The following is a 14,843-nucleotide window of genomic DNA, read 5'->3' as shown; positions in this document are numbered from 1 at the left end:
ACGAGACACGTACCGATCGCTGTCGCGCTCAGGAAGGCCGAAGACGGAGACCGTGAAGCCCGTCAACTCCCGGGGGCAGCTCAGCCTTCCGGCATCCCGCACCGCGTCGTCTCGAGGACCACGCGGGCACCTAGAACGACAGGTCATCGACATTGGGTACCTGCTCGACAACCACGTTCCCGAGCTGTCCACCTTCGACCTGCTCGACGCGGCAGATGAAAATCGTCACCACTGCTCCCTGCGACTCCGGATGGAACCGAAACTCGCCCGCCGGCCCGGTAATCTGTACCTGCTTCAGCGCCTGGAGCAGGCCTTGCTTATCCTCGACCTGCCCATCGATGCTCTCGAGCGCTTCTAGGATGACCAGCCCTCCGAGATAGCCGCTATAGGCGACCTTTCCGGGGAGACTGTTGTGCTTGGCCTGGAACGCTTCCACGAAGGCTTGATTCTCCGGGCTTTCGAAGAACGCCGTGTAGGCCAGACCGCCCATCAGATCCAGGGCAGCGTCGCCCATCTCCGAGAGCAGCGATTGATCGAGGTTCTCCCCTGACGGAACCAGCGGGATCTGGTCCTTGAGCCCGAACTCCTGGTACTGCACGATGAACCGGATCGCGTCGGTACTCGTGCCGTGGAAGGCGTAGATGGCATCGACCTGGCCAACGAGCTGGCCGAGCCGTTGCAGGTAGGGTCCGAAATCCTGCGTCCCGAACGGAGCATACACTTCATCGACGATCTGCCCGCCAGCCTTCTCGAATGCGCTTCGGAACGCGGCGACGTGCTCGTGCCCCGCAGCGTAGTCGGCTGCCGTGACGGCCACTCGCTGGTATCCGAGAGTGTTGTATGCGTACGATGCCATCGGGGCATCCTGCTGGCCGTTGGTAATGGCGACGCGGAAGATGTACGGGCTCCGCATGGCCGGATCGCGCGTCAGGGCCTGCAGGCCAGCGTTCGTGACAATCGTGGGTAACTCGTTCTGCACGAGATAGTCTTTCAGCGCAGCAGCCTGGTTACTCAGGGTAATGCCAGCCAGCAGGTGCACGCGGTCACGCTCGACGAGCTGCCGCGCCTTCGTGAGCGCTTGCTCGGGCTGGCTGGCGGAGTCTTCGACGAAGGTTTGAATCGTTCGCCCGGCGACCGTCATGCCAGCTTGCTCGAGAGCAAGCTGCAGCCCGCGGAGGTTGCCCTCGCCGTTGGGGGCCGCTGGGCCCGACAGGTCGAGAAGAATGCCCAGCCGGATCGGCTCAGCGCTGACCGTGGGCGTAGCGGCGGCTGGGGCAGTTGTGGGGGTCGCGGCACCCGCCGCACCGGTCGGCGTGGCCGCTGCCGTAGGAGTCGCAGCCGGCGCGCTTGTGGGCGTAGCCGCAGGGGCTGTGGTCGGAGTCTGTTCCCCGCGGCAGGCGCTCAACAGCACGCTCGTTGCGAGCCCCCCACCGAAGACGCGAAGCATCGCGCGCCGGCTCAGTCGTCGTTCGAGCATGTTCATCGCCTCCTCACGTCCTCGTGCCATTCCTGTCACAACTCCTCTCTACACTCACCATAACACGCCCCGGACGGACGATGCCGATCGACCCGCAGCTCACCCCCTCTTCCCGCAGGGCGGATCCACTGCCCACAGCAGGGTTATGCCGAGCCGTCGCGACATCCTTCTTATTGCCTGGTGGATCGTACGCACGAAAGCCTCGGGAGCGCAGAGCGCCACAATACGTGCTCGGCATCTCTATGAAGGACACGCCCAATAGGCGAACCAGGCATAGGAGGCAAGCGCTACCCAACCCGGTTCCCCACCTACCTGCACTGGCTCCAGGGTATTGGCGAACATCGACGCGAGCAAGTAGCCTGTTCAGCATAGATGAACAATTTCTGCTTTCCAATGCAGACGCTCATAGAGAACTGGCCAATCGCTCCGCCACTGGATACAAACCATAAGCGCACTCACACAGATCCAGTCATGCGATGGGAATCACCGTAGCCCCAGCAGAGCTGCGAACAGATCGGAGAGAGGACGCATACCATCCGCCTTCGAGGCAGGTGGCATCGAATCCATTTCGTGAGTGGCAGCACCCTCAGGAAGACGCTGCGGGATCAGGGAACATCGAAAACGTGATCTCCTTCGCAGTGATGAACTCGAGCAGGGCAGGCGTGCCGTCCTCGACCTGGCGTAGCGCGCGCTGGATCGCCGGAACGATCTCGCCGGGCTCGGTCACCCGCTCGCCGTAGCCCCCCAGCGCCCGCGCGAACTCGGCATAGTTGCCGCTGATATCGGTCGCCCGGTATTTCTCCGTGGCCACGGGCATCACCGGCAGCTCGATCGCCATCGAGAAGTTGTTCAGCAGCACCGAGAGGATCGGGATACGCTCCCGTACGGCTGTCTCGAAGTCCATGCCAGTGAAGCCAATCGCCGCGTCACCCCAGATGTTGATGCAGAGCTTCTCCGGCCGGGCAAGCTTGGCTCCCAGCGCCAGGCCTAACCCGTAGCCGAGCTGCGTCGTCTTGCCCCACCCGATATAGGTCAGCGGCTCCCGGCACACCCAGAACGGCGAGAGCTGATCCCGCGGGCTGCCGGCGTCGTGGGTGATGATCGTGTTGGCGACGTCCACCGTGCGCATCAGATCCCAGATGACCCGGTAAGGAGAGAGCGGCTTCTCATCGGACGTGAGCCGGGGCATCCACGATCGCAGCCATTCCTCCCTCACCGCGCGGATCTCGGCGGCCACCGTCTCCGCGCGGCCGCGTGGCCGACCGCTGAGCAGGTCGCGCACCGCCTCGACCAGCGCCTCCAGCGTGAGGCCGGCATCGCCCAGCAGCGCGTAGTCGGCTGGCACGTCTTTGTTGATATCGGCCGGGTCCAGCGTCGCGTGCACGATCGTCTTGCCAGCCGGGATCGTGACTCCGTAGTTCGTCGTTGCGAAGCTGCACCCGATGCCGAAGATCACGTCGGCTCGCTGCAGGAAGTGGTGCACGGTCTTCGGGATGGCCCGGCCGCCCGAACCGAGCGAGAGCGGGTGATCTTCCGGGAAGGCGCTCTTCCCCTGGAGGCTCGTGGTCACTGGGGCCTCCAGCAGCTCGGCTAGTTCCCGCAGGGCACCCCAGGCGCGCGCGTAGTGGACTCCCTGGCCGGCGTAGATGACTGGCCGCTCGGCCGCCAACAGCACGCGCGCCACCTCCTCGACTGCCTGAGGATCCGGCGCCGTGCGCAGCCGCGGCGCCGGGCGGTAGCTGAGCGGCTCGGGCACCTCCTCGGCGAAGAGGTCTGTCGGGATCTCGACCAGTGCTGGCCGTGGCCGGCCGTTCCGAGCCTGGGTAAAGGCACGCCGCAGGGCATCGGGCACGGCTGCCGCTACGACCACCTGCTCGGCCCACTTGGTGATGTGCTGGTAGTTCAGGAACGCGTTGAAGTTGGGCGAGATGTTGGTGAGCCGGCGGGGATAGCCGGCCGGGAGAACCACGATCGGCACCGAGTCGCCATAGGCCTGGGCCACGCCGCCGAACGAGTTCTCGGTGCCTGGCCCGTGCTGCATCGCGAAGACGCCGATCCGCTCGCCGGAGGTCACCCGGCTAACGGCATCGGCCATGTGGATACCGGTTCGCTCCTGGCGCACGATGATCGTCCGGATATCGGCCCGCGCTGCAGCCTCGATGATCGGGTTGACCGGGTACCCGAAGAGGAACTCTACGCCCTCGCGCTTGAGGATCTCTGCCACAGCGTCGGCGACCTGCATGCAACCACCTCTCCTGATTCAAGCGGCTCACCCGAGCCGTCCTCGCGCCATCGCTCGTGGAGCCGTGCCATGCAGGGCAAGGGTAAGCCAGTTCCGCAAGGGGCACAAGGCAAAGGTAGGGTGGTCGAGGCGCCTCGCGCCTCCTGGGCAACCGACGCGCCCGACTAGGCAGCCGGGGTGGTCACTGGGGACGGCCGGCGCAGCAGCCAGATCAGGGCGATCAGGGCAGCGAGCCCGGCGACGATCGCGACGACCTGCGCCTGCTGAAGCCCCCAGAACCAGACACGCTCCTGCCGCACGAAGCTGATGAAGAACCGGCCCACGGCGTAGAGCACCGCCGCGAGCGCGAAGAGCGCGCCGGAGGGCAACGAGCGACCGCGCAGTCGCCAGACGACCGCGAGCACCAGCAGGTTGACGGCGATGTCGTAGACCGGGTAGGGGTGGGTCGGCACGCCGAGCAGGTCGTGGGGAATGATCGCGTCAGGATGGGTGTAGGTGAAGGCGAAGGGACAGTAGCCTAGGCCACCGCCCCCCGGGACCGCGGCCCGCGCGCCTGAGCAGGCGAGGCAGGTGCAGGGCCCGCCCCAGGCGTCGCCGTTGATCACGCAGCCGATCCTCCCGATAGCCTGGGCAAGGAGCAGCCCAGGAATGATCGAATCGGCCAGCACGCCGAAGGGTTGTCCGTAGATCCGGGAGAGCAGGAACACGGTGACGAAGCCGCCGAAGACCGCCCCGTAGATCGCCAGGCCACCCTCCTGCACAGCCAGAACCCGGAGGGGGTCGTCGGCGAACAGCTCGGGGTGATCCAGAACGTAGAAGAGCCGGGCACCGATGATCCCGCCGATCACGGTGAAGAACGCGAAAGTGTCGAAGTTCGGGAGTTCCAGGCCACGTCGGCGCAGCTCGTGGTGGGCGATCGGCAGCGCGGCCAGGATCGCGAGCGCGGTGAACAGTCCATGCCAGGTCAGCAGGAACGGCCCGACCTGGGCGATATTCGGATCGATCCCGATCGTGATCTCGAACACCTCCGCGCCTCCCCGGTCCGCGAGCACGCACCGGCGCGTTCACCAGCCACGCCGCGTCACCAGCGTAACACACCCCTCGGAGCAGCGACTGCTCCCGCGCCGGCGACCGCTCCGCTGGGGAGTACAAGCGGCGATCGCCTGTGTACGAGCGGCAAGGCAGCAGCCAGGTCTATCGCTCTGCTGAATGGAGAGACGGGCTACCTCCGCGCCGAACCGCATCCCGGCACTCACCAGGCGCTCAATCAGCCCGGACGTAGAGCGCGAGCGACCGCACAGCCAGCCAGGGCTCCTCGGCGACTTCCCCCTCTGGGCTGGCATTCCGGAGCGCAACCACGAGCGTCCCCTCAGAACCAGGTGGGACGGTGGGGATCGAGAAGACGGTCTGCTCCCAGCGGCGATCCGAGAAGGGAGCCTCCCCCTCCCAGACGATTACCCCATTGACCAGGAGCTGGAACGGTGTCCCCTCGGCGCTCCGGCCCTCGATCTCGACGACGAGCGGCCCCTGGGCATTATCGACCTCGGTGGCCACCGTGCCGGTTTGGAAACCGCTCGGCTCCCCGAACAGCAGGGCCACGTCCCTTAGATCTCTTGGAAGATCCCGATCTCCGTCACGCTCCGGCACGTAGGCGCCCTCGAGATCCTTGGGGTTGAACTCCCGCCTGTCCAGCTCTTTGTCGAGTTCCTGGAGGAATCGCCTGATCTCGGGCGGTAACACGATGGTCGCCGGTGGTTGAGGCTCAGGGGTCGGGGTTGCGGTGGGTGCCGGCGTCGGCGTCGGCGTGGCCGTCGGCGCTGGGGTGGGAGTTGGTTGTGGCGTCGGCGTGGCAGTCGGCGCCGGCGTCGCCGTCGGTGTCTGAGTCGGCTCCGGCGCACTCGCCTGGACAGTCGCGGTGGGCACCGCGTCTGGCGTCGGTGTCGTCTCCGGGTTCCCACCGCCGGACGAAGCCAGGGTAAGCGCCAGCACAAGGATTAAGGCCAGCACGGTGACCCCACCGGCCATCAGAACCGGCTGCCAGCCGGAGCGCCCGGCGGCACGCTGGGATGGTTGGACGAGGGCACGCCCCCGCCCGCGGCGCGAGAGCGGGGACGCGAGCGCGCTCCCCAGCGGCACCTTCTGCGGCGCGGCGACGGCGGCTTCCAGCGCCGCGGCCATCGCCTCGGCTGAGCGGAACCGCTCCTCTGGGCTCTTGGCCAGGGCCCGGAGCACCACCGCCTCCAGCGCCGGAGAGATAGCCGGGTTGTGGCGGCGCGGCGGAACCGGTGACTCGTGGACGTGCTGGTAGAGCACCTCCAGCGGGTTCTCGCCGCTGAAGGGGAGCCGCCCGGTGAGCAACTCGTAGAGGATCACGCCTGCAGCGTAGAGATCGGTCGCCGGCGAGACCGGCCGGCCAGTCGCCTGCTCTGGCGCCATATAGGCCGCCGTACCGATCACCGAGCCGGTTTCGGTCAACCCGGTGTCGCGAGCGGTGCGGGCGATGCCGAAATCGGCGAGCTTTGCCCGTCCCGCACGGTCGATCAGCACGTTCTGGGGCTTGACGTCGCGGTGGACGATCCCCGCGCGGTGGATCGCCGCCAGGCCGCGAAGCAGGTCGAGCGCGATCCGGACGGCCTCGTCCGCCGGAAGCGGCGCCTGCTCGCGGATCAGGCGCTTGAGGTCGGTGCCGTCGACCCACTCCATGACCAGGTAGCGCGTGTCGCCCTCCTGGCCGACGTCGAAGACCTGGACGACGTTCGGGTGGGAGACAGCCGCCGCGGCCCGCGCTTCCCGCTCGAAGCGGGCCCGGTCGCGCGGGTCGACGAGGTATTCCGATCGGAAGAGCTTGACCGCCACGCGACGGCCGAGCAGATCGTCCTCGGCCAAATAGGTAGTGGCGGTGCTGCCATCGCCCAGCCGCTCGAGTAGGTGATAGCGTCCGGCGATGACTCTCGATCCCGTTGGAGGCAAGCGTCCTCTCCTCGACACTCAGAGACCGGCGCTTGACAACTCGTCCAACGTTCTGGATTGTACGACCTGCACTGGATACTTCCCAACGAGCCCGCTCGGGATTCCCCCGGCTCACTGGCACGCGCATACAGGTGAGAGCGATCTCGGCACCTCGCCCCGGCTCTCCGGTGAACCGCGGGCTCCGGCGCGCGCGGAGACCGGGAGGTGGAGGAGAGACCACCCGGCCATCCGGCAGACGGCCCTCACCTCGGCGCGAGTCTCTTGCGGAGATCTGCGGCGGGGTTGAACGGGGGCCGGAGATGATCCGCTACGGCTGAACTGGCTTGGCGACGACGATGATCCGGTGATCGTCTATACCGTAGGGCCAGCAGGTGACCAGCGTCACCCGCTCCTCGGGCATCGGATCGAGGAACCGGCCGGTTGCGATCCGCTCCTCGAGCGGGACACCGACCTCCTTGCGATAGTGGATCTCGACGATCCGGTAGGTGAACTCGCCGGCGTCGCTCGTGAGGATCACCTCGTCGCCGAGCTTGGCGAACTCCAGCGTGCGGAAGACCTCGCCCCGCCAATCGTTGTGGCCGGAGATGACGATATTGCCACCTTCGCCCGGGCTGGCGGACGTGCTGTGGTGGCCGGCCGCGTAGTCCGCCACTTGCCACTGGATGACCTGCTGGCCGTTGATCTCGACGACCTCGTAGCCGACCTCGACGACCGGAGCATCGATCCCGACAGACGGGATGCGGATGCGGGTCGGTGGAGGCATATCCGGCACGGGCGTGGCCGTCGGCGTCGGGCTCGGCGTCGGCACGACCGTCTCGGGCGTCCCGGCCGGGGATGGCGTTGGTCGAGCCCTCGGGGTCGGTGACGGCGCGGGGATCGGGGTAGGCTCCTGCGCTTGCACTAGGGGCGGCCAGCGCGAGACATCCCCGCCGCCCGGGGTCGCGATCTGATCAGGCGGAGGCTGCCGGCTGGCGCCTGAGGGCTCGAATGCGGCCATACCGAGGGCCGCGCCTAGGAAGAGGATTCCCAGGACGATCAAGAGGTTGCCGGCGCTCCAGCGGCGTCGCACAGGTCTGATCGGGTTCGGGTCGCTGGCCATCCCACCTCCGGCCAGGCACGGCTGCGCCTGCACACTGCGGCATCGCCTCCAGTATACCGAAGCTTTCGGACGGCACGTACCGGCGCAGCTTCACCGTCAGTCCCGAAGGGTGTGCGAGACAGCATCGGACTCGCTGGCGCCGCTCTTGCCTGGACGATCGCTCTTTCCGATAATCATGCTAGTCTCCTCCAGAGGCGAGCACAGCGACCGGAGGCAGAGTCATGGCGGCGCGGGCCTACGTCTTGATCAAGTCCGAGGTCGGCAAAGCGAAGGCGGTTAAAGAAGCGCTCGCGAACCTTCCGGGGGTGCGCAGCGCCGACATCGTGACCGGCGACTACGACGTGGTCGTCGCCATCGAGCAGGCCACGACCGAGGAACTGGGGAAGCTGGTGATGGAGCACATCCACGCCACCCCTGGGGTGACCGCGACCAGCACCCACGTGGTCGTCGGTTAGCGCATCCCGGCTGAAGAGGCAACTCCACCATCCACCGGAACGACGAGCGGGTCGAAACCACGACGCGCCCCTGCCGCGCGCGGCCGTGACCACAAGGGAAGCGTGCAGGCCGAGCCAGCGCCGGCAACCGCCCCTCCGCTCGCCTTGCGGAGGGGCGGCATAATGCTGCGCTGAGAGTGGAGACGGGGACAGTGCGATGCCCGGTAGGGAAACGGGAACGGAGGAACGCCAGCTCATCGTCAACGCTGACGACCTCGGGCTAAGCGAGGGCACAAGCGCGGCCATTATCGAGGCGCGCCAGCGGGGCATCCTCACCTCGGCCTCAGCGGTAGTCAACATCGCGGGCGCGCTCGAGCAGATCGCCCGGGCCCGCGCGGCCTGCATCTCAACATCACGACTGGTCGCCCAGTCTTGCCGCCCGAGCGCGTACCGACCCTGGTCGACCGCGCGGGCTGCTTCTACCGCAGCCAGGCCATGCTGGCACGTCTGCCGGCCATCTCGCTCGATGAGCTGCGCGCCGAGTTGCGGGCACAGGCCGAGCGTCTGCTCGGAGCCGGTGTTCAGTTCGACCACATCGACTACCACGAGCATATCCTCCTGCTCTACACGCCCTTCTACGAGGTCGTGCTCGAGCTGGCTGTCGAGTACGGCGTTCCGGTGCGGCAGCCGGTGCCAGCATCGGCGCGCGGGCAAATTCGACTTCCCGGCGGGGGCGCAGCAGCCGTCATCGGGCGTATGGTGCGCTTCGCGCTGCGCCACCCGCTGCTGGCGTGGCGGCTATTCCCTCAGCTCTCACCCAGAGCTTTCGAGCAGAAGGCCGCGCTCCTGGCCACCCGCGGCGTTCCGGCGCCAGACCTCTTCATCGACGGCTATTTCGGCCGGCCCTCGGTAGAGCGCTTCCTTGCTCTCCTACGACAACTGCCACCAGGGATAAGCGAGGTAGCAGTGCACCCCGGCTACGTCGACGAGGGGCTACGGCGGCTGGGCGGGGGCTACGTGGCGGAGCGCGAAGCTGAGCTCGCGGTGCTGCTCGACCCTCGCCTGCCAGCGGCGCTGGCGGCCCACCAAGTCACGCTGGCCGACTTCTCCGCCGTGAGACAGCAGCAACGCAGCGCTAGCTAGGCAGCCATCCGATCCAGCCTTGCTGCGCGCTGTTCTAGACCCGCCCGTCGAGGAACTGGACGTGGTAGTCGGCGGCGATGACGGCCGGGTCGCCGAGCAGCCGGCGGTGGAAGGGCGCGGTCGTCGCGATCCCTTCGATCCGTAGCTCAGCCAGTGCCCGCCGGCCCCGCGCCAGCGCCTCTTCCCGATCCACCCCCCACACGATCAGCTTGGCGATCAGCGAGTCGTAGTACGGCGGGATCTCGTACCCGGCATAGAGCGCGTGATCCACCCGCACCCCCGGCCCGCCCGGCAGCTCCAGCGCCTCCACCACCCCCGGCGAGGGGAAGAAGCCCATCTCCGGATCCTCCGCGTTGATCCGGAACTCGATGGCATGCCCGCGCAGCTCCAGCTCCTCCTGCTGCCACCGCAGCGGCTCCCCCGCCGCCACCCGGATCTGCTCCTTCACCAGGTCGACCCCGGTCACCAGCTCGGTCACCGGGTGCTCGACCTGGATGCGGGTGTTCATCTCCAGGAAATAGAACTGCCCCTCCTGATCCAGCAAGAACTCGAGCGTGCCGGCGCTGGTGTAGCCAGCGGCGCGAGCCAGCCGCACCGCCGCGGCACAGATCTGCTCCCGCAGCTCCGGGGTGAGCGCGGGGGAGGGAGCCTCCTCGAGCAGCTTCTGCCGGCGACGCTGGATCGAGCACTCGCGCTCGAACAGATGCAGCACGTTCCCGTGCTCATCCCCCAGCACCTGCACCTCGATGTGCCGTGGCCGGCTCAGGTATCGCTCCAGGTAGAGCGCGCCGTCGCCGAAGGCCGCCTGCGCCTCCTGGGCCGCGATCGCTACCGCGCCGGCTAGCTCTTCCCGGCACTCGACGACCCGGATCCCGCGACCTCCACCCCCAGCCGCAGCCTTGACCATCAAGGGGAAGCCGATCTCCTCGGCTGCAGCCAGCGCCTCCTCGGTCGAGACCTTGTCCGGAGTGCCTGGCACGACCGGTACCCCCGCCTCGCGTGCCAGCGTGCGCGCCGCCGCCTTGTCTCCCATCAGCTCGATCGCCTCCGGGCTGGGGCCGATGAAGACCAGCCCGGCCTCCCGGCAGGCCCGGGCGAAGGCGGCGTTCTCGGCCAGGAAGCCGTAGCCGGGGTGAACCGCCTCGGCCCCGGTCTCTCGCGCCGCCTGCACCAGGGCCTCGATGTTCAGGTAACTCCGGGTGGCCACCGCCGGCCCGATGCAGCGGGCCTCGTCGGCATAGCGCACGTGCAGCGCCGTCGCGTCCGCCTCCGAGTAGACGGCCACGGTGGCGATCCCCAGCTCCCGGCAGGCACGCATCACCCGCACCGCGATCTCCCCGCGGTTGGCCACCAGCACCTTCCGGAACATGCCGATCCTGCTCTCTTCCTGCTTGCCCGCGTCGTCGACACTGGCCTGATTTGCACAGGCGCAGAGGATGTCTACTCACTCGTATCTTGACACCCTCACAGCCAGCGCTTAGCATACTTTAAACGTATTCCACCCGCGGCATCGGATCCGGCACAGCAGCGTCACCGAGCAGGTCGGTTCGGCAGCCGAGTGCACCTGCGAGGGTTGGCTTCTCATACGCGTTGTTGCCGTGAACCGGGAAGGGAGGGAAGCGAATGAAGCCTCCGCCGTTCGACTATGCCCGTCCACGGAGCCTGGATGAAGCCCTGGCAACCCTCGCCGCGCACGGCGCCGATGCGCGGCCGCTGGCCGGCGGTCAGAGCTTGATCCCGCTGCTCAGTCTCCGGCTGGCCCGGCCGAGCCTGCTCGTCGACCTCTCGTTCATCCCCGGCCTGGCCAGCGTGCAGGCGGAGAACGGTACCACCGTCCTCGGCGCGATGGTGCGGCAACGGGCTCTCGAGCGAGACGCGCAGGTTGCTCAGCGACTCCCGGTGCTCGCCGAGGCCACGCGGCTGGTTGGTCACCCGCCGATCCGCAACCGCGGCACCGTCGGCGGAAGTCTCGCCCACGCCGACCCTTCGGCCGAGTACCCAGCGCTCGCCCTGGCACTCGACGCCGAGCTCGTCGTGCGGAGCGCCTCCGGCGAGCGGGTCATCCCAGCGCGTGACTTCTTCGTCGACCTCTTCACGACAGCCCTCGCGCCCGGCGAGCTCCTGACCGCGGTGAGAATTCCGGTGCCTCCCCCAGGCACCGGCTGGTCGATCCAGGAGATCGCCCGGCGCCACGGCGACTTCGCCCTTGCCGGCGCGACCGTCCTGCTCCGCAAGGCGTCCGACGGCACCTGCCAGCACGCAGCCATCGCGCTCTTCGGGGTGGCGACCCGGCCGCTGCGCGCGAGCGCCGCAGAGCAGGCCCTTGCCGGCCGGCCGCTGACGAGCGAAGCCATCCGCGAGGCAGCCTCGCTCGCCGCGGGGTGGATCGACGAGCCGCTCTCCGACGTGCATGGCTCGGCCGCTTACCGTCGCCGGATGGCCGAGGTCGTCGCGCGGCGGGCGCTGGAGGAGGCGAGCCGGCGGGCCGGGGCATAGCAGCACGATGCGCAGCGAAAGGACACCGGTTATGGCGACAGTGCCGATTACGCTTACGGTGAACGGGCAAGCAGTGCGCGCCGAGGTAGAGCCCCGCGTCACGCTCGCCGACTTCCTGCGGGACGAGCTCGGCCTGACCGGCACGAAGCTGGGCTGCGAGCACGGTGTCTGCGGCGCCTGTACCGTGCTCGTCGACGGCGCGGCGGTTCGCTCCTGCCTGATACTCGCCGTCCAGGCCGAGGGGGCCGATGTCTTGACGATCGAGGGGCTTGCGGGCGACGGGCTGCACCCGGTGCAGGAGGCCTTCTGGGAACACCACGGGCTCCAGTGCGGCTTCTGCACCCCAGGCATGGTACTGACGGCCTATGCCCTCCTCCAGGAGCGCCCGAGCCCGAGCGAGGAGGAGATCCGCGAGGCCCTGGCTGGCAACCTGTGCCGCTGCACTGGCTACCAGAACATCGTCGTCGCCGTCCGCGCCGCGGCCGAGAAGCTGGCCGGCGCGCGCTAGAACGGCCATGTACGCCGACGAGGAGGCCAAGATGACGCTCCAGGTCTTACCCCGTGGGAAATGGCTGGGCGCTCGGGTAAAGCGCGTCGAAGACCCGCGCTTCCTCACCGGTGAGGCGAAGTACCTCGCCGACATCGTCCTGCCGGGCACCGTCCACGTCGCCTTCGTCCGCTCTCCGTACGGCCATGCCCGGATCAAGAGCATCGACACGTCCGCAGCAAAGACGATGCCCGGCGTGCTCGCCGTCTTCACCGCTGACGACGTGACCGCGCTGCCGCCGCTGGCCAGCGGTCTCCCGGTCGAAGGGCTACAACCGACGCCACAGCCTGTTCTGGCAAAGGACAAGGTGCGCTTCGTGGGCGAGGCGATCGCCGCCGTGGTGGCCGAGAGCCGCTACCTTGCCGAAGACGCCGCCGAGCAGGTCGTCGTCGACTACGAGCCGCTCCCGGCGGTCGTCGACGCCGAGCGGGCCATGCACCCCGACGCGCCGATCCTCCACGAGGAGCTAGGCACCAACATCGTCTACCAGAAGACGACCACGCTCGGCGATATCGAGGGGGCCTTCGCTCAGGCCGACCGCGTCTTCCGGCGGCGACTGCACACGAACCGCTTCGTCGCCGCGCCGATGGAGACGCGCGGCTGCCTTAGCGTCTACGAGCGCGCCTCTGGTCACCTCACGTTCTACTCCTCGACCCAGATGCCCCACATGCTGCGGCTCTTCCTGGCGCTGTTCCTGGGGATCCCCGAGCATAAGGTGCGCGTCATCTCGCCCGAGGTCGGCGGCGGCTTCGGCCAGAAGATGACGATTTACCCCGAAGAGGTGGTCGTGGCCTACCTCGGCAAGGTGCTCGGCCGCCCGGTGAAGTGGGTCGAAGACCGGCGGGAGAACCTCGCAGCCGCGACGCACGCCAAGGAGCAGATCATCGAGCTGGAGGCCGCCGTCCGCAACGACGGCACGATCCTCGGGCTCAAAGCGCGGCTGATCGGCGACGCGGGCGCCTACTCGTTCAACACGGCCAGCGCGCTGATCGAGCCGCTGGCCGGCGCTGGCCTCATGCCCGGTGTCTACGACATCCAGCACTACCAGCACGAGGTCATCGCCGTCTGCACCAACAAGGCACCGGTCGGCGCCTTCCGAGCCGTCGGCTGGACGGCCGCCCAAACCGCGCGCGAGCTGTTCTTCGACGAGATCGCCCGCGAGCTGGGCCTCGACCCGGCCGAGCTTCGCCGCCGCAACGTGATCCCGCCGGAACGGTTTCCCTATACGACCTGCACCGGCATGGTCTACGACAGCGGCACCTACCGCGAGTCGCTGGAACGGGCGCTGGAGCTGGTAGGCTACGAGGAGCTGCGACGCAGGCAGGCCGAGCTCCGCCAGCAGGGACGTTACCTCGGGGTCGGCATCAGCCTCTACGTCGAGCCGACCGCCTGGGGATCGGAGATCGCGCTCCAGGCCGGCTTCCCCTTCCCCTCGCACGACAATGCCACGGTGACCATCGACCCGTCCGGCAAGGTGCGTGTCGCGGTCAGCGTGCATAGCCACGGCCAGGGCCACGAGACCACGCTGGCCCAGGTAGCGGCGGAGATCCTCGGCGTGTCGATCGAGGACGTGGTCGTCGAGCACGGCGATACCGATCGCGCTCCCTGGGGGATGGGCACCTATGCGAGCCGCAGCGCGGTGATCGGTGGTGGGATGGTCGCGCTGGCCGCCCAGGAAGTGCGCGAGAAGGTGCTACGCGCCGCCAGCCGGCTGCTCGAGGTCGCGCCCGAAGACCTGGACATCCAGGACGGCACCGTGTTCGTCAAGGGCGCGCCCGACCGCTCGCTCTCGATGTTCCAGGTGGCCTTCGCCGCGTACCTCGACAACCGGACGCGCGCCGAGGGCGAGGAACCCCTGCTGAGCGCGACCAAGTTCTACGACCCCCGGGCGACCTACTCGAACGGCTGCATCGTGACCGTGTGCGAGGTCGACATCGAGACCGGTCTCGTGCAGCTGGACAAGGTGGTCGCGGTCGAGGACTGCGGCACGATGCTCAACCCGATGATCGTCGAGGGGCAGGTCATGGGCGCGATCGCGCAGGGGATCGGCGGCGCGCTGTACGAGGAGATGGCCTACGACGAGAGCGGCCAGCTCATGACGGACACGTTCGTGAACTACCTCCTGCCGAGCGCGACCGAGGTACCGCCGCTCACGATCGAGCACCTGGAGTCGCCGTCGCCGGTCACGATCGGGGGTATCAAGGGCATCGGGGAAGGAGGGCTCCTGGCAACGCCGGCCTCGGTAGCCGGCGCGGTGCTCGACGCGCTAGCGCCGTTCGATGCGCGGATCGAGCGCCTTCCGCTGACGCCAGAGCGCATCGTTGAAGCACTTAGGTCGAGCGAAAGCCGCTGACGTGCCTGCTAGGCCAGCGGTTATAGCGGTTATCATGGACGGGGACTAACAACCCCTGTGCGTTACCCAGCAGAGAAGGGTA

General features: G+C 68.0%; 10 protein-coding genes and 1 pseudogene. 5 read left to right on the top strand and 6 right to left on the bottom strand.

Translation table 11 applies throughout. From position 1 onward, the window contains the following. Positions 1-130: 130 nt before the first annotated feature. The 5 genes from NET02_RS14125 to NET02_RS14105 all read right to left on the bottom strand — a co-directional run bounded on the left by NET02_RS14125 (position 131) and on the right by NET02_RS14105 (position 7,788). Positions 131-1,507, bottom strand: a complete 1,377-nt coding sequence (locus NET02_RS14125; protein WP_284058075.1) for an ABC transporter substrate-binding protein — start codon at positions 1,505-1,507, stop codon at positions 131-133. 556 nt (positions 1,508-2,063) lie between these two features. Continuing rightward, complete coding sequence (locus NET02_RS14120; RefSeq protein ID WP_284058074.1) at positions 2,064-3,719, bottom strand: thiamine pyrophosphate-requiring protein; 1,656 nt, start codon at positions 3,717-3,719, stop codon at positions 2,064-2,066. A gap of 164 nt (positions 3,720-3,883) precedes the next feature. Beyond that, positions 3,884-4,744, bottom strand: a complete 861-nt coding sequence (locus NET02_RS14115; RefSeq protein ID WP_284058073.1) for a prolipoprotein diacylglyceryl transferase — start codon at positions 4,742-4,744, stop codon at positions 3,884-3,886. Between the two features lie 238 nt (positions 4,745-4,982). Continuing rightward, complete coding sequence (locus NET02_RS14110; RefSeq protein ID WP_284058072.1) at positions 4,983-6,689, bottom strand: protein kinase domain-containing protein; 1,707 nt, start codon at positions 6,687-6,689, stop codon at positions 4,983-4,985. Positions 6,690-6,996: 307 nt separating this feature from the next. Next, positions 6,997-7,788 carry a sortase gene (locus NET02_RS14105; RefSeq protein ID WP_284058071.1) on the bottom strand — a complete coding sequence of 264 codons (792 nt, stop codon included), beginning with the start codon at positions 7,786-7,788 and terminating at the stop codon, positions 6,997-6,999. A gap of 221 nt (positions 7,789-8,009) precedes the next feature. On the opposite strand from NET02_RS14105, the gene NET02_RS14100 reads away from it, so the two are divergent. Together NET02_RS14100 and NET02_RS14095 are read left to right on the top strand one after the other, a co-directional pair. Then, positions 8,010-8,243, top strand: a complete 234-nt coding sequence (locus NET02_RS14100) for an Lrp/AsnC family transcriptional regulator (RefSeq protein WP_284058070.1) — start codon at positions 8,010-8,012, stop codon at positions 8,241-8,243. A 196-nt stretch (positions 8,244-8,439) separates the two neighbouring features. Then, positions 8,440-9,365, top strand: a pseudogene (locus NET02_RS14095) (carbohydrate deacetylase). Positions 9,366-9,399: 34 nt separating this feature from the next. Here the strand turns inward: NET02_RS14095 and NET02_RS14090 are convergent. After that, complete coding sequence (locus NET02_RS14090) at positions 9,400-10,734, bottom strand: acetyl-CoA carboxylase biotin carboxylase subunit (RefSeq protein WP_284058069.1); 1,335 nt, start codon at positions 10,732-10,734, stop codon at positions 9,400-9,402. A gap of 254 nt (positions 10,735-10,988) precedes the next feature. On the opposite strand from NET02_RS14090, the gene NET02_RS14085 reads away from it, so the two are divergent. Genes NET02_RS14085 through NET02_RS14075 form a run of 3 tightly spaced genes read left to right on the top strand, consistent with a single transcriptional unit; the run spans position 10,989 to position 14,761 of the window. After that, positions 10,989-11,861: an FAD binding domain-containing protein gene (locus NET02_RS14085; protein WP_284058068.1), complete on the top strand. Its 873-nt coding sequence runs from the start codon at positions 10,989-10,991 to the stop codon at positions 11,859-11,861. Positions 11,862-11,892: 31 nt separating this feature from the next. Next, on the top strand, positions 11,893-12,369 hold the full coding sequence (locus NET02_RS14080; protein ID WP_284058067.1) for a (2Fe-2S)-binding protein: 477 nt from the start codon (positions 11,893-11,895) through the stop codon (positions 12,367-12,369). Positions 12,370-12,400: 31 nt separating this feature from the next. Further along, complete coding sequence (locus NET02_RS14075) at positions 12,401-14,761, top strand: xanthine dehydrogenase family protein molybdopterin-binding subunit (protein WP_284058066.1); 2,361 nt, start codon at positions 12,401-12,403, stop codon at positions 14,759-14,761. The last annotated feature ends 82 nt before the right edge of the window (positions 14,762-14,843 follow it).

It is taken from the genome of Thermalbibacter longus (assembly GCF_023806485.1).
Taxonomy (GTDB): Bacteria; Chloroflexota; Chloroflexia; order Thermomicrobiales; family Thermomicrobiaceae; genus Thermalbibacter; species Thermalbibacter longus.
This window is presented reverse-complemented; position numbering and strand designations above follow the sequence as displayed.